This is a genomic window from Citricoccus sp. CH26A, assembly GCF_000224415.1.
Taxonomy (GTDB): domain Bacteria; phylum Actinomycetota; class Actinomycetes; order Actinomycetales; family Micrococcaceae; genus Citricoccus.
The window spans coordinates 1-21,966 of the sequence record NZ_AFXQ01000021.1; the positions used below are offsets into that span (position 1 = coordinate 1).

Sequence of the window (21,966 nt, forward strand, 5' to 3'; positions counted from 1 at the left end):
AGTCCCTGCGCCGTCTCCGGGCCCACCTGGGGGCACTCAACACGGCCACCCTGCAGCGGCTGGACAACACGCTGCCCTGGTACCGTCAGCTCACCCCGGACGAGCGGTCCTCCCTGGGGCTGATCGCCCAGCGCGGCCTGACCGGGTTCCTGTCCTGGTTCGAGCGGCCCTCCACGACCATGACCACGGTGCTCGGCGAGGTCTTCGGCGGGGCGCCCACCGAGCTGACCCGCTCGATCAGCCTGCAGCGGGCCCTGCAGCTGATCCGCACCGTGGTCGACGTGGTCGAGGCCCAGGTGCCGGGCATCGTGCAGGACCGCGACCAGACCCTGGTCCGCGAGGCGGTGCTGCGGTACTCCCGGGAGATCGCCTTCGCCCTGGCCGACGTCTACGCCCGCGCCGCGGAGACCCGGGGCGCCTGGGACAGCCGCAATGAGGCGGTGCTGCTCGACGCCGTGCTGCGCGGGGAGGGACCGGACGAGATCCTCTCCCGGGCCGCGGCCGCGGGCTGGAAGGGCGGGAAGTCCGTCATGGTGATGGCCGGCCGGACTCCGGAGGCGGAGCTGCCCACGCGGCTGTCCGGGATGCGGCGGACCGCCGCCCGCTCGGGATTCGACATCCTGGTCGGCGTCCAGGCCGAACGGCTCGTGCTGGTGCTCGGGGGGGTCGGCGACCCCACGCGGGCGGCCGGTGCCCTGAGTCCCTGGTTCGGCGAGGGGCCCGTGGTCTACGGCCCGGTGACCGACTCCCTCGTGGAAGCGCACCGCAGCGGCCGGGAGGCCCTGGCCGGACTGGCCGCGGCCGCCGCGTGGCCGCGCGCGCTGCGACCCACCCACGCCCAGGACCTGCTCCCGGAGCGGGCGCTGAACGGCGACCAGACCGCGGTCGAGACGCTGGTGCAACGGGTCCACGCCCCCCTGCAGGCCGCCGGCAACTCGTTGCTGGAGACCGTGGACACCTATTGCGAGCTGGGCCATTCCCTGGAGGGCACCGCCCGGGAGCTGTTCATCCACGCCAACACCGTGCGCTACCGATTGCGCCGGGTCAGTGAGATCACCGGCTGGGACCCCCTGAACCCGCGGGACGCCTACGTGCTGCAGACCGCGCTCGCCGTGGGCCGGTTATACCCTCCTGACGAGGCAGGCTAGCGACGAACCCCCGCGGGGGCTCCGGCCGGGCGGCGGGAGCGACCCGTGGCCTTTGTAGGAATCCTCTAAAACGACGCGCGGAGCTTGGTACCGCTACCGCCCCGGAACCAGGTCACGGTTTTGACACAGTAGAGGGCATGCTTGCAATCGTGTGCCCGGGACAGGGCTCCCAGACCCCCGGGTTCCTGGCGCCCTGGCTGGAACTGGACGGGATGTCCGGCCTGCTGGCCGAGTGGTCCACGGCCACCGGCGTCGACCTGACCGGCCACGGCACCGTCTCCGACGAGGAGACGATCAAGGACACCGCCGTCGCCCAGCCGCTCATCGTGGCGGCCGGCCTGCTCTCCGCCCGCGCCCTCGGCCTCCAGGATCTCCCCGCGCAGGGGTGGGTCGCGGCCGGGCACTCCGTCGGTGAGATCACCGCCACCGCGCTGGCCGGCGTGCTGCCCCCCGCCGAGGCCCTCGAGTTCGTCCGCATCCGTGCCACCGGCATGGCCGCCGCGGCGGCCGCCGAGCCGACCGGCATGTCCGCGGTGCTCGGTGGCGATCCGGACGAGGTGCTCGCCGCGCTCGCAGCCCACGGGCTCGTCCCCGCCAACGCCAACGGCGGCGGCCAGACCGTCGCCGCCGGCTCGCTGGAGTCCCTGGCCGCGCTCGCGGCCGAACCGCCGGCCAAGGCCCGCGTCATCCCCCTGAAGGTGGCCGGCGCCTTCCACACCCCCTACATGGCCACGGCCGTGCCGGACCTGAAGGCCTTCGCGGACGGGCTGTCCCCCGCCGACCCTGCCGTGACGCTGCTGTCCAACCGCGACGGCGAGGCCGTGGGATCCGGACGGGAGGTCGTGGACCGGCTCGTGGACCAGGTCACCCGCCCCGTGCGCTGGGACCTGTGCATGCAGACCCTGCAGGCCTCCGGCGTGACCGGCATCCTGGAACTGCTGCCCGGCGGCACCCTGACCGGACTGGCCAAGCGCGCCCTGAAGGGCACGCCCACGCTCGCACTGAAGTCCCCGGAGGACCTGGACGCCGCCCGGGCATTCATCGCCGAGCACACCACCACCCACGAGTGACCGGGCTCCCGCCCGCACCGCACGCCCAGACCTCCAGCAGAACGTCGAGGACCAGATGACCACCCCCACCCTGAACCAGTACGTGCCGGCCACCGGCAGCCGCATCCTGTCCGTCGGGGCCGCGCGCGGCAACCTGGTGGTGACCAACGACGACATCGCCGGTCCCATCAACTCCTCCGACGAGTGGATCCAGAAGCGCACCGGCATCGTCACCCGTCGGCGCGCCGACGCGGACACCTCCCTGCTCGACCTGGCCACCGAGGCCGCCCAGGAGGCCGTGCAGAAGGCCGGGCTGACCGGAGCGGACATCGACGCCGTCATCGTCTCCACGGTCACCTCCCCGTATGCCACGCCCTCCGTGGCCGCCGCCCTGGCCCACAACCTCGGCGCCACCCCGGCGCCGGCCTTCGACATCTCCGCCGCCTGCGCCGGGTACTGCTACGGCGTGGCCCAGGCCGATGCCCTGGTCCGGTCCGGGATGGCGCGCAACGTCGTGGTGGTCGGGGCGGAGAAGCTCTCGGACGTCATCGACGAGACCGACCGCTCGATCTCCTTCATCCTGGGCGACGGGGCCGGCGCCGTCGTGATCGCCGCGTCCGACGAGCCCGGGATCGCCCCGAGCGTGTGGGGGTCGGACGGGGAGCGCTGGGACACCGTGAGCATGACCCGGTCCCTGCTGGACCTGCGCGATGCGGCCGAGACCGCGCGTCGGACCGGGGACGTCTCGGCCCTGACGAACCCCGATGACAAGCTCTGGCCGACCCTGCGCCAGGACGGCCCCAGCGTGTTCCGCTGGGCGGTCTGGTCCATGGCCAAGGTGGCCCAGGAGGCCCTCGACAAGGCCGGCATCGCCCCGGGCGACCTGGCGGCCTTCCTGCCCCACCAGGCCAACGAGCGGATCATCGACGAGCTGGCCAAGCAGCTGAAGATCCCGGACACGGTCACCATCGGCCGGGACATCAAGGAGACCGGCAACACCTCGGCGGCCTCGGTCCCGCTGGCGATGCACCGCGTCCTCGAGGAGGACCCCTCCCTCAGCGGCGGCCTGGCCCTGCAGATCGGCTTCGGCGCCGGGCTCGTCTACGGCGCCCAGGTGGTCCGGCTCCCCTGAGCCCGGGACCGCCCCACAGACCTCCTCGTCCGCCGGACGACGGAGTATCCCGAACACCACCGATTACCACCCCAGTGGACGAGTGCGTCCCGAAAGGAGCCTGACATGGCAGACAAGGAAGCGATCCTCGCCGGACTGGCCGAGATCGTCAACGAGGAGACCGGCCTGGAGACCGAAGAGGTCCAGCTGGAGAAGTCCTTCACCGATGACCTGGACATCGACTCCATCTCCATGATGACCATCGTGGTCAACGCCGAGGAGAAGTTCGACGTCAAGATCCCGGACGAGGAAGTCAAGAACCTCAAGACCGTGAACGACGCCGTCGAGTTCATCGCGGCCGCACAGGCCTGATACCGGCCGGCCGCGGTCAGGGGGTCCAGTCCCCAGCGGACCAGACCCCCTGACCGGCCGTCGCCACCACCCCGGCCGCCTGCGACCCAGCCGGCCCCGACTCACTTTCCGGGTCCACCGACCCTGACGACCGAAGGCAGACACATGAACCGCACAGCCGTGATCACCGGGCTCGGTGCCACGACACCGATCGGCGGCGACGTCCCCACCCTGTGGCGGAACGCCCTGGCCGGAACGCCCGGTGCCCGCCCCCTGGAACAGGACTGGGTCGCCGAGTACGAGCTGCCGGTGACGTTCGCCGCCCAGCTGAGCTCGCCCGTGGCCGACTCGCTCACCAAGGTCGAGATGAAGCGGATGGACCCCACCACGCAGTACGGCGTGGTCGCCGCCCGCGAGGCCTGGGCCGACGCGGGCCTGACCGGTGAGGGCACCGTGGACCCGGATCGCTTCGCCGTGGCCTTCGGCACCGGCATCGGCGGCGTCTGGACCCTGTTGGACGGCTGGGACACCCTGCGCAACAAGGGTCCGCGCCGCGTGCTGCCGATGACCGTCCCCATGCTCATGCCCAACGGGCCCGCGGCCGCGATCAGCCTGGACCTGGGTGCGCGCGCCGGGGCCCGGACCCCCGTCTCGGCCTGCGCGTCCGGCACCGAGGCCATGGACCTGGCCCTCCAGCTGATCCGCAGCGGACAGGCCGACGTCGTGGTCTGCGGGGGCACCGAGGCCGCCATCCACCCGCTGCCGATCGCCGCCTTCGCGGCCATGCAGGCGCTCTCCCGCCGCAACGACGAGCCGGAGCGCGCCTCCCGCCCCTACGACAGCGACCGTGACGGCTTCGTGCTCGGTGAGGGCGCCGGCGCCCTGGTGATCGAGTCCGAGGAGCACGCCCGTGCCCGCGGCGCCCGGGTCTATGCCGAACTGGCCGGATCCGGCGTGACCTCGGACTCGTACCACATCACTGCTCCCGAGGCTGAGGGCCTGGGTGCCGCCCGTGCCCTCCGGGCAGCCCTCGAGTCCGCCGGGGCCTCCCCCGAGGACGTCAGCCACGTCAACGCCCACGCGACCTCCACCCCGGTGGGTGACCGGCCGGAGTACCTGGCGATGAAGTCCGTGTTCGCCGGGCACCTGGACAGTGTGCCCGTCTCGGCCACGAAGAGCCAGACCGGGCACCTGCTGGGCGCCTCCGGGGCCATCGAGTCCGTGCTCTCGGTCCTGGCGGTCTACCACGGCCAGGCACCGGTGACGATCAACCTCGAGAACCAGGACCCCGAGATCCCGATGGACGTGGTGACCGGAACTCCCCGCCAGCTCCCCGAGGGTCAGCGGGTCGCCGTGAACAACTCCTTCGGCTTCGGCGGCCACAACGCCGTCTCCGTCTTCCGCAGCGTCTGATCACGCCGCGGCCGGACGATCCGGCGCATCCGCCGACCGGCACACGGGACGAGGCCCGCCAGGTGATCCTGGCGGGCCTCGTCGTGACTGGAAGGCGTGGTGGGGTGCGGTCGGTCAGCCGACCTGGTGCAGCCAGCGCACCGGGGCGCCGTCGGCGGCCTGGCGGAAGGGCTCGAGCTCCTCGTCCCAGGCCTCGCCCAGGGCCAGGCTGAGTTCGTGGAAGACGGCTGAGGGATCGCCGTTGGCCTGTTCGTAGGCGTAGCGGATCCGGTCCTCGGAGACCATGATGTTGCCGGTGACGTCCGTGGTGGCATGGAAGATGCCCAGTTCGGGGGTGTGGGACCAGCGGCTGCCGTCGCAGCCCGGCGAGGCCTCCTCGGTGATCTCATACCGCAGGTGGGCCCACCCCCGCAGCGCCGAGGCCAGCCGGGCACCGCTGCCCTGGGCCGCCGTCCACCCGATCTCGGCACGGTAGGCGCCCTGGGCGGCCGGCTGCGCCGACCATTCCAGGCGGTCCTGCGCACCGAGAACCGACCCCACGGCCCACTCGATGTGGGGGCACAGTGCGGCAGGGGCCGAGTGGATGTACAGAATTCCACGGACCATGGTTTCAGACATACGTTCCTCCCAGTGCTGTGCGGTACGTCTTCCCCAACGACCCCACAGGCGTCGGAGCCTGTTCCGGCTCCCGGAGGATGCGACCAGCGCCGCATGTCCTCTCGATGTTCAGTTCTCGGCAAGCGTCCGAGGTCAGCCTTGCGAATTTCCCTCGTGTGCTACTCCGCACCATTGTGCATCATCAACGTCACGTGGGCCAATACCGCGGTGTGGGCGACGCGCCGGTCGGGGCTTCACGCCCTCGGATGTGCCTGGCGGTACCCTTCGCGCAGCCGTTCGATGGAGATGTGGGTGTAGAGCTGGGTGGTCTGCAGCGAGGAGTGGCCCAGCAGCTCCTGCACGCTGCGCAGGTCCGCGCCGCCGTCCAGCAGATGGGTGGCGGCCGTGTGGCGCAGCACGTGCGGCCCGCTGGCGGAGGTGTCCCCCAGGGCGGTCAGGGCGGTGTTCACCATCTCCCGGATCTGCCGCACGCCCAGGCGCCCCCCGCGCACGCCGAGGAACAGCGGGTCCTCGTGACGGGATCCCTCGGAGCCGGTGTCCACCGCCAGGTGTCGCCGGCCCTGGTCCAGCCACCGGCCCAGGGCGGTCCCGGCCGGCACCCCGAAGGGCACGGTGCGTTGCTTGCCGCCCTTGCCGGTGACCCTCAGGGTGCGCCGCTCGTGGTCCACGTCCGCCCGGTCCAGTCCAGCCAGTTCCGAGACCCGCAGGCCCGTGGCGTAGAGCAGTTCGAGGATCGCGGCGTCACGCAGCGCGACGGCGCGACGGCGGGCCTCCTCGACGGTGAGGGGTCCTGAGCGGTGCGTGCCCGGCGCCTCCTCAGCCCCCACCGGCCCCGGGCCGGGCCCGGCTTGACGGTCCGCCGCACGTCGCGGTTCCCGTTCCTCGGTCCGGTGTGGTTCCTGCCCCGCGGCCCGGCCCCCTCCTGCCCCCGCGGCCTGCCCCGCGGCGTCCAGCAGCCGTCCGGCCTGATCGGCACTGAGGGCATCCGGCAGGGTGGCGGCCCGTTTAGGGGAGGTCAGCCGGAGCGACGGGTCCTGCTCCAGGTGCCCCTCGCGGACCGCCCAGGCCATGAAGACGCGCACGGAGGCCCCCTTGCGCGCCAGCGTGGAACGCGACCGCCCGGTGAGAGACAGGCGGCCGAGCCACCCGCGCAGGTCCGGCAGGTCGATCTCCCCCAGGACGTCCGGCAGGGCACCGTCCTGGACCGGGAGGCCCGCGTGTCCGGCGATGTCCCGGACCAGACCCTCGAGGTCCGAGAGGTAGGCGCGGACGGTCTGCGGGGACCGGTTCCGCTCGTGCATCAGGTACTCGGCGAACCCCTCCACCCAGGACCGGTCCCGCTGCGACAGCCGTGGGGGGCGGGAGCGTCCCGGGGTGGCGGCACCTGGTGTGGCGGACATGGTCCCACTCTGCCACCGATCGGTCCGGACTAACCGGATCTCCGCCGCCACCCGGACGCCTGCTGGTCCGCCAGGCCCTGGCGGTGCAGCTTCTGGAGCACTCCCAGGACGGTCCCGGGACCCAGCCCGGCCACCGAGCAGAGCCGGTCCACCGGTGCCGCGTTGCGCAACGGCAGCGCCTCGTAGACCAGCAGCTCCTCCACGGTCAGGTGGTCGTGCGGCCGGTCGTCCGCTGCGCCACCGGATCCACCGGCGGGCCCGGTTCCCGGGGTCCTTCCCCCCGGTGTGCCCGGACCGGATCCGGCCACCGGGCCTCCGGGCAGCAGTTCCAGGGCCTCCTCGACCTGGGTGACGATCACCGCCGGTGACTCCCGCAGCAGACGGTGGCACCCGGCCGAGGTGGCCGAGGTGATGGGGCCGGGGACCACGCCGAGGTCGCGGCCCAGTCCGAGGGCATGGCCCGCGGTGTTCTGCGCGCCGGATCGCCAGCGGGCCTCGACCACCAGCACGGCCCCGGACAGTGCGGCGATGAGCCTGTTGCGCTGGAGGAAGCGGTGCCGGGTGGGGCTGGTCCCCGGGGACATCTCGGACAGCAGCAGTCCACTCGAGGCGATGTCCCGCAGGAGCTGCTCGTTGCCGGCCGGGTAGAAGCGGTCGAGTCCGCCGGCCAGTACGGCGACCGTGGCGGGTTCCCCCGTGCCGGAACCCAGGGCCGTCTGATGGGCGAGGGCGTCGATCCCGTAGGCGCCGCCGGACATCACCGTGATCCCACGTGCACCGATCCCCCCGGTCAGCATGCGGGTCGCCGTCCGACCGTAGGCACTCGCCTCCCGGCTGCCGACGACGGCCAGGGTCCTCTCCGCCCGGGGCATCCCCCCGGTCCCGCGGTACCAGAGCGCCACCGGTGCCGCCGGCCCGAGGTCCTCGACGGCCGGCGGCCACCCCGGGTCGCCGGGGATGAGCAGGCCACCGCCCAGGCGGTGCAGCGTGTCCAGGTCGCGTTCCGGGGCGAGCGTCCCCGACCGGGCGTTCCAGCGCTCCCGCCCGTTCCGCCAGCCCCGGCTCGTCAGCGGGATCCCGGCGGACTGCAAGGACAGGGAGAGTTCCTGGCGCTCGTCCGCGCTCGGCTGGTCCCGTCCGGTGAGGAGGTCGAGGGCCCGGACAGCACCCCATACCCGGACCGCGGACAGGCCGAGGACATCCCCGGGGTCCACCAACCGGGTGAGCGCGGCCCGGGCGATGCGCTCACCGTGTCCGGCCAGCCCGGTGCTCACGCGGCCTCCTCGCCCTCGGTACGGCGGCGCAGGTACAGGGCCGTGTCCACGTCCCCGGCCCCCGGCCGGTCCGCTCCCCGCAGGTCGGCGACCGTCCAGGCCAAGCGCATGACCCGCGCGTGACCACGGGCGGTGAGCTCGGCCCGGTCCACGGCGGCATCCGCGGCGGCGCGCGCTCGGGGGTCCACGGCGAGCGGGCCGTCCCTCAGCAGGGTGGCGGGAGCATGCGCGTTGCGGGTCAGCCCCAGCGGGGCCAGCCTCTCGCGCTGTCGCCGCACGGCCGCCAGCACGCGCTCGCGCACGGTGGCCGAGTCCTCCCCGGCCGGACCCGAGGTCAGCGCCGAGGCATCCACGGCGGGCACGGTCACCTGGATGTCCACGCGATCCAGCAATGGACCGGACAACCGGCCGGAGTACCGCCGGCGCTGGAGCGAGGTGCACCGGCACCGGCTCCCGCGGCCGGCTCCCCACCCGCACGGGCAGGGGTTGGCCGCCAGCACCAGCTGGAAACGGGCCGGGTAGCGCACCGTCCCGCCGGAGCGGTGCAGGGTGACCGTCCCGGACTCCAGCGGCTGGCGGAGGGCGTTGAGGACACGCCGGTCGAACTCGGGGGCCTCGTCCAGGAACAGCACCCCGCCGTGGGCGAAGGAGGCCGCCCCGGGCCGGGCCACCCCGGTGCCGCCCCCGACCAGTGATGCCATCGAGGCCGAGTGGTGGGGAGACTGGAACGGTGGGCTGCGGACCAGGCCCGTCACCTCCCGGGCTCCCCCGCCCAGGGACCGCACCGCGGTGGCCTCCAGTGCCGTGCGGTCGTCCAGGGGCGGCAGGATCCCGGGGAGCCGCTCGGCCAGCATCGTCTTGCCGGCACCCGGGCTACCCTCCAGGAACAGGTGATGGGCCCCGGCCGCCGCCACCTCCAGGGCGAACCGTGCTTCGTACTGTCCCGAGACGTCGGCCAGGTCTGCGGCCGCACCGGCCCAGGCCCCGTCCGCGGCGTCCGCACCGGTGCCCGGTCGGTCCCCGACCGAAGCCGCCGGCCCCGGGGGCATCACGGTGGTGAGCGGGGGCGCCTCCGGTACGCCACCGAAGGCACGGATGACGTCATGGAGTGTCCCGTAGCCCCGCACCCGTGCCCCGGGGACCAGGCTGGCCTCGTCCACGGATTGCTGGGCGACGACGACCTCCGGGTAACCGGCATCCACGGCGGCCATCACGCTGGGCAGGATGCCCGGGGCGTGGCGGAGCCTGCCGTCCAGGCCGAGCTCGGCCAGGAACACTGGGCCGTCGACGTGGCGCACCTGGCCGTCCGCGGCATACGAGGCCATGACGATGGCCAGGTCGAAGCCCGGCCCCCGCTTGTGCAGGGCCGCGGGCACCAGGTTCACCGTGAGGTGCCGCCGGGTGAGGGGCAGCCCGGAGTTCCGGGAGGCGGCCTTGATACGGTCCCGGCTCTCCTGCAGGGACTGGTCCGGCAGGCCCAGCAGGACGAACCCCGGCAGCGTCTGGCCGATGTCCGCCTCCACCTCCACCAGGTGGCCGTGCATGCCGGTCAGGGCGACGGCTAGGGTCCGGCCCATGACCGGTGCCCTGCTCATGGCCGGACGTCCCGGAGCACCTCGACGCTCAGTCCCCCGCCGGAGGGCAGCAGCACCGAGACGGCGTCCACCCGCCAGCCCGCCAGCCTCCCCGCCTCCGGATGGGCCGCACCCCACTGGTGCGCCAGCCGGTACAGGCGTCTGAGCTTGCGGGGACTGATCGCCTCGAACGGGTGGCCGAAGCCGGTACCCCGACGGGTCTTGACCTCCACGGCCACCCACCAGCCCTGGTGGATCGCCACGAGGTCCAGTTCACCGCCCGTGCCGCGCCAATTGCGGTCGACCAGCTGGTAGCCCTGGTCCTCGAGCCACCGTGCGGCCACGTCCTCGCCGAACCGGCCGAGCGCCGTGTGGGCCGCCGATGCCCCGGATCCGGTGCGCGACATTGCAGAGTGTTCCATTGCTCCACCTCCACCACCCAGCCTGACGCGGGCGGGGGCAGCGTGGGCCCCGGGAGGGATCGACTGGGGATGGAGGCCGTCAGGGGGCGGGGTGTGGAGGAGCGGGCGGGGCGGATCAGCCCAGCGCCGGACCGTCCTGCGGCAACTGGAGGTCGTCGCGCTGCGGCAGTTCCTCGACGTTGACGTCCTTGAAGCTGAGGACCCGCACGCGCTTGACGAACCGGGCGGTCCGGTAGATGTCCCAGACCCACGCATCCTCCAGGAGCACCTCGAAGAAGACCTCCCCGCCCTCGGACCGCGCCGTGAGCTCCACGGCATTGGCCAGGTAGAACCGGCGCTCGGTCTCCACCACGTAGCGGAACAGGCCGACCACGTCCCGGTACTCCCGGTAGAGCTGGAGCTCCATCTCGGCTTCGTAGTTCTCGAGTTCGTCGCCGCTCATGCCGTCCATTCTCCCCCGGTCCCCTCACCGGGGACGTCCCATGACAGGACCGGCTGCTCGGCGGCCACCGGCTCCGGCACCAGCCGCCAGCTCAACCGGTGGTGCGGGCTCGGGCCGCGCTCGATGAGGGCCTGGCGGTGGCCGGCCGCGGCGTAGCCCTTGTTACCCTCCCAGCCGTAGACGGGATGTTCCCGGGCCAGCCGGGTCATCAGTCCGTCCCGCTCGACCTTGGCCAGGATGGAGGCGGCGGCCACGGTCGCACACGTCGCATCGGCCTTGACCTGCAGGTGCACCCGGCCCGGCCCGGCCGACAGGGCGCGGCACGCGTCGAGCGGCGCCCTGGGCAGGAAGTCGTCCCGGCCGTCCAGCAGCACCACGTCCGGTGGTGTCCCCAGGTCCTGGACCACGCGGTGCCAGGCCCGGCGCCCGGCCAGGGCCAGGGCCGCGGTGATCCCGTACCGGTCGATCTCGGCCGGCTCGGCGTGCCCGACGGCGGCCGCGGCCGCCCAGGCGAGCACCTGCGGGACCAGCGCCTCGCGGCGCGCGGGGCTCAGGACCTTGGAGTCGCGCACCCCGGGCACGGGGCCGGCGTCGGGAAGGCGCACGACCACCACGCCGACGCTCACCGGCCCGGCCAGGGCCCCCCGGCCGACCTCGTCCATGCCGGCGACCAGGGCCCCGGGCGCGGCGTCACCCGTCAGCCGGGTGGCCACGAGCGAGGACTCCACGTCCAGGCCTGGCATCGTCACGGTCCGGCGGCCTGCGGACGGCCGGCCGGTGCGGGTGGGTGCTGGCGTGCTCATTCCGTCCCGCCGCCGGCACCGGCCAGCGCCGGGTCCGGATCGGGGACGGACTCGAAGGCGTCCCGGTCGCCGCCGGCGTCTCCCCAGCGGCTGAGCGGCCAGGCGATCACCTCGGCGCGTCCGGTGACGTCGTCCAGGCTGATGAAGCCGTTGCCGGGTCCCTGCTGGTGTACGCGGGAGTCGGCGGAGGCATCGCGGTGGTCGCCCATGACCCAGACGTGCCCCTCCGGGACGGTGACGTCGAAGGGGATGTCCGAGGGCGCCGACCCCGGGTGCAGGTACGGCTCCTCGACGGGCTCGCCGTTCACCGTCAGCAGGCCGGTGTCCGAGCAGCATTCCACACGGTCCCCCGGCATGCCGATGATGCGCTTGACCAGGTGCTGCTCCGAGGAGTCCGGCATCAGGCCGATGAACTCCAGGCCCTCGCGCACCGGGTTGGCGGGCTCCGGGGCCGGCTCACCGAGCCAGCCCTGGGTGTCCTGGAAGACGATGACGTCTCCACGGTCGACCTCGAAGGGACCGGGCACCAGCAGGTTGACGAAGATCCGGTCGTTGACCTGGAGGGTCTGTTCCATCGAACCGGAGGGGATGTAGTAGGCGCGGAACAGGAAGGTCTTGACCAGGAACGAGGCCAGGATGGTGATCAGGACGATCAGGACGATCTCGCGTACGGCCAGCCAGATCCGACGACCGGAGGACGGCTGGGTGGCCGTTCCGTCGCTGCTGTCCTGGGCCATCTCGCTGTCCTCTCCGCTGGTCCGGCTGTCCACTCTACCGCCCGTCCCCCGCCGGGACGCCGTCCCGGCGGCCGGGGGGCCAGACGACGGCATCGACCTTGCCGATGACCATCGACTCCGGGATCATCCCGCCGCCGGGGGCGCCGAGCAGGGACCGCGAGTCTTCGGAGGCGTGCCGGTTGTCCCCCAGCAGGAACAACCGGCCCTCCGGGACCTCGGCGGTGAACTCGATCCGCGAGGCCGGGGGCGGGCCGGCCAGGTAGTGCTCGGGGACCGGGCGACCGTTGACCTCGAGCAGCCCGGCCGCCGTACAGCAGCTCACCGTGTCCCCCCCGACGCCGGCCACCCGCTTGACGTAGGCGGTGGTGTCCGGGGCCAGCCCCAGCCACTGCAGGGCGTCGCCGCCCCATCGCACCGGGGCCGGACGGGAGTCGTAGGGGGCGAAGCTGCCCTCGCCGTCCACCACCACCACGTCGCCACGCTCCACCGGGGCCGAGGCATAGGCCTCCCGGTCCACGCTGATGCGGTCCCCCTGCCGCAGCAGGGGCTCCATGGAACCGGAGGGGATCAGGTACAGTTCCGCGACGGTGCTGCGCAGCAGGGCCGAGGCCAGCACCGCCGCGACGACCACCGCGGCCACGGGCAGGGCCCAGCGCGGGGCCCGACGACGGCCGGCGCGGGCCGGGGTACGCGAAGGGCGCCGGCCCCCCGACGGGGACCGGCGCCCGATGCGCGGCGACGCAGGCACGTGGGGGCCGATCAGGCCTTCTTGTTGCCCTTGGAGGTCGCGAAGTCGCGCTTCTCCTTGATCTTGGCGGCCTTGCCGTGGCGGTCGCGCATGTAGTACAGCTTGGCGCGGCGCACGTCACCGCGGGTGACGAGTTCGATCTTGTCGATGACCGGGGAGTTCACCGGGAAGGTGCGCTCCACGCCGACGCCGAAGGAGACCTTGCGGACGCGGAAGGTCTCGCGGACGCCGTGGCCCTGGCGGCCCATCACGAAGCCCTGGAACACCTGGACGCGGGCGGTCTTGCCCTCGACGATGTTCACGTGCACCTTGACGGTGTCGCCGGGACGGAAGTCGGGGACGTCGTTGCGCAGCGAGGCTGCATCGAGGGAGTCGAGGATATGCATGCTGATACTCCTGGTGGACGCCACAGGTCATCCACGTGATCGGTGGCACGCCGGCCGTGACCCCGGTGCGGGGTGACGGGATGGGCGTGCCCAGGCTGTCGACCGGTCCACCCCTGCTGGGCGCCGGCTGGCCATACTGTCGGCATCCGCCCCCTGTGGCAGGTCGGATGTCCAGTTGACACAGCGGCCTATTATGCCAGATCCGCGTGCCGGCATCCAACCGGCATCAGCCGGCGGCCCGCGTCAACCGGCGTCGACCTCCGAGGCGGGCAACAGGTCGGGGCGGCGGTCCCGGGTGCGTTCGAGTTGCTGGGCGTGACGCCACGCGGCCACCCGGCCGTGGTCTCCCGAGAGCAGCACCTCGGGCACCTCGTGTCCGCGCCAGGAGGCGGGCTTGGTGTAGACCGGGTACTCCAGCAGGCCGTCGCTGTGCGATTCCTCCACGAGGGACTCGGGGTTGCCGACCACTCCGGGCACCAGACGGCCGATGGCCTCGATCATGGCCAGCGCGGCGACCTCGCCGCCGTTGAGGACGTAGTCGCCCAGGGACACCAGGCGCACGTCGAACAGCTCACGCGCCCAGTGGAAGACCCGCTCGTCGATCCCCTCGTATCGCCCGCAGGCCACCACCAGGTGGCTCGCGCCGGACAGCTCCTGGGCCAGGGACTGACGGAACGGCTGGCCCGAGGGGGTCGGGACCAGCAGGACGGGACGGTCCAGGGAGGACGCGCGGCCGGCCTCGGCGATGGACTCGAGCGCCAGCGCCCATGGTTCGGGCTTCATCACCATGCCGGCGCCCCCGCCGTACGGGGTGTCGTCCACGGTGCGGTGGCGGTCGACGGTGTGCTCGCGCAGGTCGTGGACGTGGATGTCCAGCAGCCCGTCGCGGCGGGCCTTGCCGATCAGCGAGACGTCCAGGGCCGAGAGGTACTCCGGGAAGATGGTGACGACGTCGATCCTCACGGCTGTCCGGGCTCCTGCTCGTTGAGGGTCAGCAGCCCGGGCGGCGGGTCCAGGGTGACGGTGCCGGCATCGAGGTCGACCTCCGGCACGATCTCCTCCACGAAGGGCACCAGGGCCTCGGCCCCGGAGTCCAGCGTCACCTGCAACAGGTCCTGCACCTCGCCGGTGACCAGGCCGCTCACGGCGCCGACGCGGGCACCGTCCACGACGACGGAGAGGCCGATCAGGTCCTCCTCGTACCAGCCCTCGTCCTCCCCCGGCTCGTCCGGGGCGGCGAACAGCTCGGTGCCGCGCAGCTGCTCGGCACCGTTGCGGTCGGTGACCTCGTCGAAGGCCAGCAGCAGGATGTCCTTGTTCCAGCGCGCCCGGACGACGGTCAGGTTCCCGTCCCGGCCGCCGGAGCCCCTCCGGCCCTCCAGCACGGCCCCGGGCACGAAGCGCGATTCCGGGTCGTCCGTGTAGAGCTGCACGGTGACGTCACCGCGGATGCCGTGCGGCTTCCCGATCCGTGCCACGCGGACGCTGTCCTGTGGGCTGGTGGTGCTCTCGGGCATGGCGCGGGTTCCTCTCACTGGTGGTGCGGGGGCGGCCGGACGATCCGGCCCGGGGACGGCAATGGCCCGCGCCCGGACGGATCCGGACACGGGCCATCATGTCATGCAACCGGCCAGGGGGCCGGGGCGGGACCGACCGGTGGCTACCGGCGGCGGTCCGTGTCCACCACGTCCACGCGGACCGGGTGGCCGGCCAGGCCGTCCAGGACGGTGCGCAGTGCGGTGGCGGTACGGCCCTGGCGGCCGATGACGCGGCCGAGGTCTGCGGGGTCCACACGGACCTCGAGGACCTCGCCGCGCCGGTTGGTGCGCAGGTCGACCTGGACGTCATCGGGCGAATCCACGATTCCCCGGACCAGGTGTTCCAGCGCCTCCTGCAGCATGGTCACTCAGACTTCTCTTCGGCCGGAGCCTCGGTGGTCTCCTCGGCCGGAGCCTCGGTGGTCTCCTCGGCCGGGGCCTCGGCGGCGTCCTTCTTGGGCGTGATGGCCTCGGGGATGATGACCGAGCCCTTCTGCGGGGCCACGAAGGGCTCCTTGGCCTTGGGGGACTTCAGGGTGCCCTCGGCGCCCGGCAGGCCCTTGAACTTCTGCCAGTCACCGGTGATCTTCAGCAGCGCCATGACCTGCTCGGTGGGCTGGGCGCCCACGGAGAGCCAGTACTGGGCGCGCTCGGAGTTGACCTCGATGAACGAGGGCTCCTCGGTGGGGTGGTACTTGCCGATCTCCTCGATCGCCCGGCCGTCCCGGCGGGTGCGGGAATCGGCGACGACGATACGGTAGAACGGTGCGCGCATCTTGCCGAAGCGCTTCAAACGGATCTTAACGGCCACGGGTGTGGTAGCTCCTGGTTCTTGGTCTGGGCGCAGCGCGGGAGCCGGCCGTGGGGTTGGCACGGGTCCCTGCCCTGCTGACAGAACGACCGCCCGGTGGATAGAGGGTCGCCCGGACGGCGGTTCAGTACCCGTACATTCTGCCAGATTCGCGGCGGATTCTCCTATTCGGAGGAGGGAGCGTCCGCGGAGCCGGCCTCGGACAGCACCAGCAGGGTGTTCCACGGGTCGCGGACCTCCAGGCCCCGGTCGGTGCGCTGGACGGCGCGCCCGGCGGTCCTCAGCCGGTCCTCGGCGGCCTCCAGGCCGTCACCCCGCGGCAGGGTCAGCTCCACGCTGCCCAGGCCCAGGGTGTTGCGGCGCGGCCCGACGCCGGTGGAATTCCAGGTGTTCATGGCCATGTGGTGGTGGTACCCACCGGCGGAGACGAACAGCGCCATCGAACCCAGCGTCGTCGTCCTCTCGAAGCCCAGCTCGTTGACGTAGAAGTCCTCGGCCTGGTGCACGTCGCCGACCTGCAGGTGGACGTGACCGACCGAGGCCGGCGTGGTCCGCAGGCCCGCCACGGCGTCCTCCGTGAGGTGGGTGTCGAGGAAGCCGTCCCACGGCAGGTAGACGGTCGCCATCTCCACCTGGCCGTCGGCGCGCCAGCTCCAGGTCTCGCGCGGGCGGTCGATGTAGAGCTCGATGCCGTTGTTGTCCGGGTCCTGGAAGTAGAACGCCTCGGACACGTAGTGGTCCGAGCTGCCCACGAACCTCGTCGGGTCGTGGCGCAGGGCGGAGTACACGGTCGCGGCCAGGTCGGCGGCCTGCTCGAAGAGGATGGCCACGTGGTACAGCCCGGCCTCGCCCTCGGCCGGGAGCTTCAGGCCGCGCGCCTCCTCGATGCCGACCAGGGGGACGCCGGCCCGGCCCAGGACCACGTTGGGGCCGTCCTCTGCCACCGGCACCAGGCCCAGGGCCTGCTCATAGTAGGCGCGCAGCCGCGGGACGTCATCCGTCCTCAGGGTGACCATGCCCATCGCCAGGCCGGCCGGCAGCAACTCGTCCACGGGCCGGCCGCTGATGGGCCGGTGGTTCTGTGAGGCGGTCGCGGGGTCAACGGTGAGGGACATGCTGGGCTCCTGGATCTGCTCGGCTACGGGGGTCCGGCGCCGCCCTCTCGGAACCGCGCCGTCTCCCCTCACAACACAGTTGATGCTTCAACTATTCCGCCGTGACCCGGGTGTGACCACCATCTCCCCGTGATCCCACCGTTGCCGCATTGTTGCTGGCCAACTGCACGTTCTCGGGCTTCAATGGTGGCGAGACCGGTCCGCCGGATCCCGCCATCTGCGATGCACGCCTCATCACCGAGGCACTGACACCCCTATCCCCAGGAGAACCATCGTGAGCGGCCTACCGCCTATCCCCATCCACGCCACCGTCATCGACCTGCGGTCCATCGCCGCGGCCCATCAGGTGCCCATCGTGTACGTGCTCGACGAGTACATGCGGCAGCACCCCCACCAGGAACCGGCAGCCCACGCCCAGGGCGTGCGCTGACCGTCTGTCCGCACCGGTACCGGTCCATCGGCCCGGCCCACGGGCCTGGCCCGGTCCGGCCGGGCCACCGGGTCACTGCCCGGGGCCACCGCCGAGGTACTTCTCGAACCCCTTAGGCAGGTTCAGCGACGACGGGTCGAATCCCGCGCCGTCGGCACCCTGGCCGAAGGCCGACCCCGGCACCTGCGGGGCGGAGCGCTTCCGGCGTTCCTCCAGCTCGCGCATCTCCTGGGCGGCCTTGGCCGGGTTGCCCGAACGGGGCTTGGCCTTCTTGCCCTTGCCCTTCCCCTTGCGCGCGCCACCGCCGCCGCCGGGCATTCCCGGCATCCCGGGCATGCCCCCGCCGGCGGCCATCTTCTTCATCATCTTCTGGGCCTGCCCGAAGCGCTCCAGCAAGCCGTTGACCTCTGAGACCTGGACCCCGGACCCCCGGGCGATGCGGGCCCGGCGAGAACCGTTGATGATCTTGGGGGCCACCCGCTCGTGCGGGGTCATCGAGCGGATGATGGCCTCGATCCGGTCGACCTGGCGGTCATCGAACTGCTCCAGCTGCTGACGCATGCCCTGGGCCCCGGGCATCATCATCAGGAGCTTCTTCATCGAGCCCATCTTCTTGATCTGCTGCATCTGGTCCAGGAAGTCGTCGAGGGTGAAGTCCTCCTGGTCGACGAACTTCCGCGCCATCTTCTCGGCCTCGGCCTTGTCCCAGCTGCGCTCGGCCTGCTCGATCAGGCTCATCACGTCGCCCATGTCCAGGATGCGCGAGGCCATCCGGTCCGGGTGGAACACCTCGAAGTCGTCCAGGTTCTCACCCGTGGACGCGAACATGACGGGCTTGCCCGTCACCGAGCGCACCGAGAGCGCGGCGCCGCCGCGCGCGTCACCGTCGAGCTTGGACAGCACCACGCCCGTGAAGCCAACGCCCTCGTTGAAGGCCTGTGCGGTGGCCACCGCGTCCTGGCCGATCATGGCATCGAGGACGAACAGGACCTCGTCCGGCTGGACGGCCGCGCGGATGTCCGCGGCCTGGCGCATCAGTTCCTGGTCCACGCCGAGACGGCCGGCCGTGTCGATGATCACGATGTCGTTGTAGCGGGCCCGGGCCTCGGCCACGCCGTCGCGGGCCACCTGCACCGGGTCGCCCGTGGCGTCCTCGAACTCACTGGAGACACCGGGGTGCGGGGCGAAGACGGGGACGCCGGCGCGCTCACCGTTGATCTGCAGCTGGCGCACGGCGTTCGGCCGCTGCAGGTCGGCGGCCACGAGCATCGGGGTGTGCCCCTGCCCCTTGAGGTGCCGGGAGAGCTTGCCGGCCAACGTGGTCTTGCCCGCACCCTGCAGGCCGACCAGCATGATGACGGTCGGCGGGTTCTTGGCCAGGTGCAGCCGGCGGGTCTCGCCACCGAGGATGTTCACCAGCTCGTCGTTGACGATCTTGACGACCTGCTGGCCCGGGTTCAGGGCCTGGCTGACCTCCTCGCCGAGGGAGCGCTCCTTGATGTGGCCGATGAATTCCCGCACCACCGGGACGGCGACGTCTGCGTCCAGCAGGGCCCGCCGGATCTCGCGGGCCGTGGCGTCGATGTCCGCCTCGGACAGCCGCCCCTTGCCCTTCAGGTTCTTGAAGGTGGCGGCCAGGCGGTCGGACAGGGAGTTGAACACGGCGGGGCACTTTCCTTCGGTGTGCGGTGCGGGCCCGGGAGGACCCGCGCTGGGAATCATGCTGCGGGCGGCGGCTCCCGGCGACGACGGCGGGGCGGGCCGCGACGTGCGGCCCGCCCCGTGAGCGGGTGCCTCAGCGCGGCCGTGACCGCAGTGGGCGGAAACTACCGGTTTCCAAGGGTATCAACCCTTTCCCGTGCCGCGGGCGGCACGGCGCCCGGTGCCGGTGCGGTGACCGGTTCGGCGGCCTCGGCCGGGGAGTTCGCCGCGTAGGCGGTGCCCATGCCGCCACCGCCGAACTCGTAGGCGATCTCGGCGTGCTGGGCCTGGTCGATCCCCATCTCCTCGTCCTCCGGGGTGACGCGCCAACCCATGACGGCCTTGAGCAGGGCGCCGATGACGAGGGTCATCACGCCGGCGTAGACGACGGCGACCAGCACGGCCACGACCTGTGCCACCAGCAGCGAGGCGTCTCCACCGTAGAACAGCCCGGCCCGGCCGTCCTCCATGGGCAGGCCCAGCAGCCCGATCAACACAGTGCCGAGGATGCCGGCCACCAGGTGCAGGCCGACGACGTCGAGGGAGTCGTCGAAGCCGAGCTTGTACTTCAGGCCCACGGCCAGGGCACAGGCCACGCCGGCGAGCAGGCCGATGACCACCGCGCCGACCGGGTCGACGTAGGCGCAGGCCGGGGTGATGGCCACCAGGCCGGCCACGATGCCCGAGGCGGTGCCGATCGAGGTCGCACGGTGGCCGCGGAGGGCCTCGGTGACGGTCCAACCGAGCATGGCCGCCGCGGGGGCCGCCAGGGTGTTGACCCAGATGAGGCCGGCCTGGGCGGCGTCGGAGGCGGCACCACCGTTGAAGCCGAACCAGCCGAACCACAGCACGGCGGCGCCCAGCATCACGAAGGGGATGTTGTGGGGGCGGTGGCCGGGGTCGGTGCCGAAGCCCTGGCGCTTGCCCAGCAGCAGCGCCAGGACCAGGGCGGCCACGCCCGCGGAGATGTGCACGACGAGGCCTCCGGCGAAGTCGACGGCCTCGCCGATCGCACCGCCGATGGCACCCTCGGCGCCCAGCAACCCGCCGCCCCACACCATGAAGGCCAGGGGGCAGTACACGAGGGTGACCCAGACGGGGACGAAGACGACCCAGGTGCTGAACTTGGCCCGGTCGGCGATCGCCCCGGAGATCAGGGCCACCGTGATGATGGCGAAGGTCGCGCCGAAGCCGATGCCGATCAGGTCCTCGGTGCCGACGGCACCGTAGAGCCCGACGTCGGTGAGGGGGTTGCCGAACATCTGGGCGATGCCCTCGCCCCCGCTCATGTTGTAGCCCCACAGCACCCAGACCACGGCGACGAGCCCGATCGAGATGAAGGACATCATCATCATGTTCAACGAGGCCTTGGCGCGCGTCAGGCCGCCGTAGAAGAAGGCCAGTCCCGGAGTCATCAGCAGGACCAGTCCGGCGCACACCATCGTCCAGACATGGCCGGCTGTCAGTTCAATCGCTTCCACGGCACGTTCCTCTCTCACCTGTTCCGGGGCCGGGGGTGGCATCACCGGGCTTGGGTTAAAGAGTGCGGGCACCGTGTTTCACGGTGCCCGCAGCGGTGTTTCGGGTGTGTGACGAACCGGGGAATCGCGTTACCGGCTCGTTTCGGCTCAGTCCTCGAGGAGTGCGTCCACGAAGCCCTCGGCCTGGAACGGGGCGAGGTCGTCCGGGCCCTCGCCGAGACCGATGAGCTTCACCGGCACGCCGAGCTGGCGCTGGATGGCCACGACGATGCCGCCCTTGGCGGTGCCGTCCAGCTTGGTCAGCACGATGCCGGTGACGTCGACGACCTCGGCGAACACCTTGGCCTGGCTCAGCCCGTTCTGGCCGGTGGTCGCGTCCAGGACGAGCAGGACCTCGTCCACGGTCGCCTGCTTCTCGATGACGCGCTTGATCTTGCCCAGCTCGTCCATCAGGTTGGCCTTGTTCTGCAACCGTCCCGCAGTGTCGACGATGACCACGTCGGCCTCCTGGTCGATACCGGTCCTCACGGCGTCGAAGGCCACCGAGGCGGGATCCGCCCCGTCCTCCTCGGACCGGACGGTGTCCACGCCGACGCGGGCGCCCCAGGTGGCCAGCTGTTCGGCGGCCGCGGCGCGGAAGGTGTCGGCGGCGCCGAGCACCACCTGTCGGTCCTCGGCCACCAGCACGCGGGCGATCTTGCCGACGGTGGTGGTCTTGCCGACGCCGTTGACGCCGACGACCATCATGACGGCCGGGCGGCCGTCCTTGCGGGAGGCGTCGAGGCGGCGGTCCATGGCCGGGTCGACCATCCGCACCAGTTCCTCCCGCAGCATGGCCTTCACGTGCTGCGGGTCCCGGGAACCCTCGACGGTGACGCGCTCGCGCAGCCGGTCCACCAGTTCCATGGTGGGCTCGGTGCCGAGGTCGGCCAGCAGCAGCGTCTCCTCGACCTCGTCCCAGACGTCGTCCGTGATGTTGTCCGTGGACAGCAGGGCGAGCAGCCCCTTGCCGAAGATGTTGTTGGACTTGGCCAGCCGGGCGCGGAGCCGGGCCAGGCGGCCGGCCGCGGGCGCGGGCCGCTCGAGTTCCGGCGCGGCGGGGGCCTCGGGCTCCACGACGGCCGTGCCGGCGTCCACGCGGTCCTCGTCGACCAGCCCGGCGTCGGCCGAGGCCACGTCCCCGACGACGGTCTGGTCGGCCTCGGGCCGGTCCAGGACGGCCGTCGAACCGCCGCCGGCCGGGTCATTGGGGTCACGCGTGGTGGGATAGGTGCCCGCCGGCAGCCTCGGCCGCCGGTCCAGGAACAGCAGCAGGCTGACGCCCACGATGAGGATGACAGCAACGGAGATCAGAATGATGGGGTCCACCGCTCCAGTCTGTCACAGCGAGGTGTCTCGGGTGCTCGTGGGAGGA

Annotated in this window: 24 protein-coding genes; 6 read left to right on the plus strand and 18 right to left on the minus strand. The window is 72.2% G+C overall.

The window, feature by feature from the left end; translation table 11 throughout:
- The 5 genes from CITRI_RS0112120 to CITRI_RS0112140 form a co-directional block, all read left to right on the plus strand.
- Positions 1 to 1,148 (plus strand): helix-turn-helix domain-containing protein (locus CITRI_RS0112120; protein ID WP_010145101.1); only part of this gene is annotated, 1,148 nt, incomplete at its 5' end.
- A 137-nt stretch (positions 1,149 to 1,285) separates the two neighbouring features.
- Positions 1,286 to 2,218, plus strand: a complete 933-nt coding sequence (locus tag CITRI_RS0112125) for an ACP S-malonyltransferase (RefSeq protein WP_029139282.1) — start codon at positions 1,286 to 1,288, stop codon at positions 2,216 to 2,218.
- Between the two features lie 55 nt (positions 2,219 to 2,273).
- Positions 2,274 to 3,329 carry a beta-ketoacyl-ACP synthase III gene (locus CITRI_RS0112130; RefSeq protein ID WP_010145103.1) on the plus strand — a complete coding sequence of 352 codons (1,056 nt, stop codon included), beginning with the start codon at positions 2,274 to 2,276 and terminating at the stop codon, positions 3,327 to 3,329.
- A gap of 105 nt (positions 3,330 to 3,434) precedes the next feature.
- Positions 3,435 to 3,680, plus strand: coding sequence for an acyl carrier protein (locus CITRI_RS0112135; protein WP_010145104.1), 246 nt, complete (start codon positions 3,435 to 3,437; stop codon positions 3,678 to 3,680).
- Positions 3,681 to 3,824: 144 nt separating this feature from the next.
- Positions 3,825 to 5,072 carry a beta-ketoacyl synthase gene (locus CITRI_RS0112140; protein WP_010145105.1) on the plus strand — a complete coding sequence of 416 codons (1,248 nt, stop codon included), beginning with the start codon at positions 3,825 to 3,827 and terminating at the stop codon, positions 5,070 to 5,072.
- 114 nt (positions 5,073 to 5,186) lie between these two features.
- Here the strand turns inward: CITRI_RS0112140 and CITRI_RS0112145 are convergent, their stop codons facing one another.
- From CITRI_RS0112145 to CITRI_RS0112215, 15 genes are all read right to left on the minus strand, one after another.
- A complete protein-coding gene (locus tag CITRI_RS0112145) occupies positions 5,187 to 5,690 on the minus strand; it encodes a DUF3145 domain-containing protein (protein ID WP_029139283.1) in 504 nt (167 codons plus the stop codon).
- A gap of 233 nt (positions 5,691 to 5,923) precedes the next feature.
- Positions 5,924 to 7,015, minus strand: coding sequence for a tyrosine recombinase XerC (locus tag CITRI_RS0112150; RefSeq protein WP_010145107.1), 1,092 nt, complete (start codon positions 7,013 to 7,015; stop codon positions 5,924 to 5,926).
- Between the two features lie 104 nt (positions 7,016 to 7,119).
- The gene (gene dprA, locus CITRI_RS0112155; protein ID WP_010145109.1) at positions 7,120 to 8,364 is read right to left on the minus strand and encodes a DNA-processing protein DprA; all 1,245 of its coding nucleotides are present in this window, start codon (positions 8,362 to 8,364) and stop codon (positions 7,120 to 7,122) included.
- Positions 8,361 to 9,959 (minus strand): YifB family Mg chelatase-like AAA ATPase, encoded by a 1,599-nt coding sequence (locus CITRI_RS0112160; protein ID WP_237709060.1) that lies wholly within the window; start codon positions 9,957 to 9,959, stop codon positions 8,361 to 8,363. The genes dprA and CITRI_RS0112160 overlap by 4 nt, the downstream gene beginning before the upstream one ends.
- Entirely contained in the window at positions 9,956 to 10,360 is a 405-nt protein-coding gene (locus CITRI_RS0112165) for a YraN family protein (RefSeq protein ID WP_141566095.1), read from the minus strand. Before CITRI_RS0112165 ends, CITRI_RS0112160 begins: the two co-directional genes overlap by 4 nt.
- A gap of 115 nt (positions 10,361 to 10,475) precedes the next feature.
- Positions 10,476 to 10,802 (minus strand): DUF2469 domain-containing protein, encoded by a 327-nt coding sequence (locus CITRI_RS0112170; RefSeq protein ID WP_010145113.1) that lies wholly within the window; start codon positions 10,800 to 10,802, stop codon positions 10,476 to 10,478.
- Complete coding sequence (locus tag CITRI_RS0112175) at positions 10,799 to 11,545, minus strand: ribonuclease HII (RefSeq protein ID WP_010145114.1); 747 nt, start codon at positions 11,543 to 11,545, stop codon at positions 10,799 to 10,801. The genes CITRI_RS0112170 and CITRI_RS0112175 overlap by 4 nt, the downstream gene beginning before the upstream one ends.
- Before the next feature lie 56 nt (positions 11,546 to 11,601).
- Positions 11,602 to 12,342 (minus strand): signal peptidase I, encoded by a 741-nt coding sequence (gene lepB, locus CITRI_RS0112180; protein WP_010145115.1) that lies wholly within the window; start codon positions 12,340 to 12,342, stop codon positions 11,602 to 11,604.
- 34 nt (positions 12,343 to 12,376) lie between these two features.
- The gene (lepB, locus tag CITRI_RS0112185; RefSeq protein ID WP_010145116.1) at positions 12,377 to 12,982 is read right to left on the minus strand and encodes a signal peptidase I; all 606 of its coding nucleotides are present in this window, start codon (positions 12,980 to 12,982) and stop codon (positions 12,377 to 12,379) included.
- A 119-nt stretch (positions 12,983 to 13,101) separates the two neighbouring features.
- Positions 13,102 to 13,476, minus strand: a complete 375-nt coding sequence (gene rplS / locus CITRI_RS0112190; RefSeq protein ID WP_010145118.1) for a 50S ribosomal protein L19 — start codon at positions 13,474 to 13,476, stop codon at positions 13,102 to 13,104.
- A gap of 243 nt (positions 13,477 to 13,719) precedes the next feature.
- On the minus strand, positions 13,720 to 14,439 hold the full coding sequence (gene trmD, locus CITRI_RS0112195; RefSeq protein ID WP_010145119.1) for a tRNA (guanosine(37)-N1)-methyltransferase TrmD: 720 nt from the start codon (positions 14,437 to 14,439) through the stop codon (positions 13,720 to 13,722).
- On the minus strand, positions 14,436 to 14,993 hold the full coding sequence (gene rimM / locus CITRI_RS0112200; protein WP_010145120.1) for a ribosome maturation factor RimM: 558 nt from the start codon (positions 14,991 to 14,993) through the stop codon (positions 14,436 to 14,438). Before rimM ends, trmD begins: the two co-directional genes overlap by 4 nt.
- Positions 14,994 to 15,136: 143 nt before the next feature.
- Positions 15,137 to 15,376 (minus strand): RNA-binding protein, encoded by a 240-nt coding sequence (locus CITRI_RS0112205; protein ID WP_029139284.1) that lies wholly within the window; start codon positions 15,374 to 15,376, stop codon positions 15,137 to 15,139.
- Positions 15,377 to 15,378: 2 nt separating this feature from the next.
- Entirely contained in the window at positions 15,379 to 15,825 is a 447-nt protein-coding gene (gene rpsP, locus CITRI_RS0112210; protein ID WP_010145122.1) for a 30S ribosomal protein S16, read from the minus strand.
- A gap of 164 nt (positions 15,826 to 15,989) precedes the next feature.
- The gene (locus CITRI_RS0112215; RefSeq protein ID WP_010145123.1) at positions 15,990 to 16,940 is read right to left on the minus strand and encodes a VOC family protein; all 951 of its coding nucleotides are present in this window, start codon (positions 16,938 to 16,940) and stop codon (positions 15,990 to 15,992) included.
- Between the two features lie 274 nt (positions 16,941 to 17,214).
- Between CITRI_RS0112215 and CITRI_RS19685 the strand changes: the two genes are divergently transcribed.
- Entirely contained in the window at positions 17,215 to 17,370 is a 156-nt protein-coding gene (locus tag CITRI_RS19685) for a hypothetical protein (protein ID WP_157998929.1), read from the plus strand.
- Between the two features lie 72 nt (positions 17,371 to 17,442).
- Here CITRI_RS19685 and ffh read toward each other — a convergent pair whose 3' ends face one another.
- The 3 genes from ffh to ftsY all read right to left on the minus strand — a co-directional run bounded on the left by ffh (position 17,443) and on the right by ftsY (position 21,920).
- Positions 17,443 to 19,032 carry a signal recognition particle protein gene (gene ffh / locus CITRI_RS0112225; protein ID WP_010145124.1) on the minus strand — a complete coding sequence of 530 codons (1,590 nt, stop codon included), beginning with the start codon at positions 19,030 to 19,032 and terminating at the stop codon, positions 17,443 to 17,445.
- Between the two features lie 164 nt (positions 19,033 to 19,196).
- Entirely contained in the window at positions 19,197 to 20,543 is a 1,347-nt protein-coding gene (locus tag CITRI_RS0112230; RefSeq protein ID WP_192807907.1) for an ammonium transporter, read from the minus strand.
- 156 nt (positions 20,544 to 20,699) lie between these two features.
- Positions 20,700 to 21,920, minus strand: coding sequence for a signal recognition particle-docking protein FtsY (ftsY, locus tag CITRI_RS0112235; protein ID WP_010145127.1), 1,221 nt, complete (start codon positions 21,918 to 21,920; stop codon positions 20,700 to 20,702).
- Positions 21,921 to 21,966 lie beyond the last annotated feature (46 nt).

Bases quoted from the DNA above. Each gene is read 5' to 3' on its own strand.
- CITRI_RS0112125 (WP_029139282.1), top strand. From the start codon at position 1,286: ATGCTTGCAATCGTGTGCCCGGGACAGGGCTCCCAGACCCCCGGGTTC.
- CITRI_RS0112130 (WP_010145103.1), top strand. From the start codon at position 2,274: ATGACCACCCCCACCCTGAACCAGTACGTGCCGGCCACCGGCAGCCGC.
- CITRI_RS0112135 (WP_010145104.1), top strand. From the start codon at position 3,435: ATGGCAGACAAGGAAGCGATCCTCGCCGGACTGGCCGAGATCGTCAAC.
- CITRI_RS0112140 (WP_010145105.1), top strand. From the start codon at position 3,825: ATGAACCGCACAGCCGTGATCACCGGGCTCGGTGCCACGACACCGATC.
- CITRI_RS0112145 (WP_029139283.1), bottom strand. From the start codon at position 5,690: ATGTCTGAAACCATGGTCCGTGGAATTCTGTACATCCACTCGGCCCCT.
- CITRI_RS0112160 (WP_237709060.1), bottom strand. From the start codon at position 9,959: ATGAGCAGGGCACCGGTCATGGGCCGGACCCTAGCCGTCGCCCTGACC.
- CITRI_RS0112165 (WP_141566095.1), bottom strand. From the start codon at position 10,360: ATGGAACACTCTGCAATGTCGCGCACCGGATCCGGGGCATCGGCGGCC.
- CITRI_RS0112170 (WP_010145113.1), bottom strand. From the start codon at position 10,802: ATGAGCGGCGACGAACTCGAGAACTACGAAGCCGAGATGGAGCTCCAG.
- CITRI_RS0112175 (WP_010145114.1), bottom strand. From the start codon at position 11,545: ATGCCAGGCCTGGACGTGGAGTCCTCGCTCGTGGCCACCCGGCTGACG.
- lepB (WP_010145115.1), bottom strand. From the start codon at position 12,342: ATGGCCCAGGACAGCAGCGACGGAACGGCCACCCAGCCGTCCTCCGGT.
- rplS (WP_010145118.1), bottom strand. From the start codon at position 13,476: ATGCATATCCTCGACTCCCTCGATGCAGCCTCGCTGCGCAACGACGTC.
- rimM (WP_010145120.1), bottom strand. From the start codon at position 14,993: ATGCCCGAGAGCACCACCAGCCCACAGGACAGCGTCCGCGTGGCACGG.
- CITRI_RS0112205 (WP_029139284.1), bottom strand. From the start codon at position 15,376: ATGCTGCAGGAGGCGCTGGAACACCTGGTCCGGGGAATCGTGGATTCG.
- CITRI_RS0112215 (WP_010145123.1), bottom strand. From the start codon at position 16,940: ATGTCCCTCACCGTTGACCCCGCGACCGCCTCACAGAACCACCGGCCC.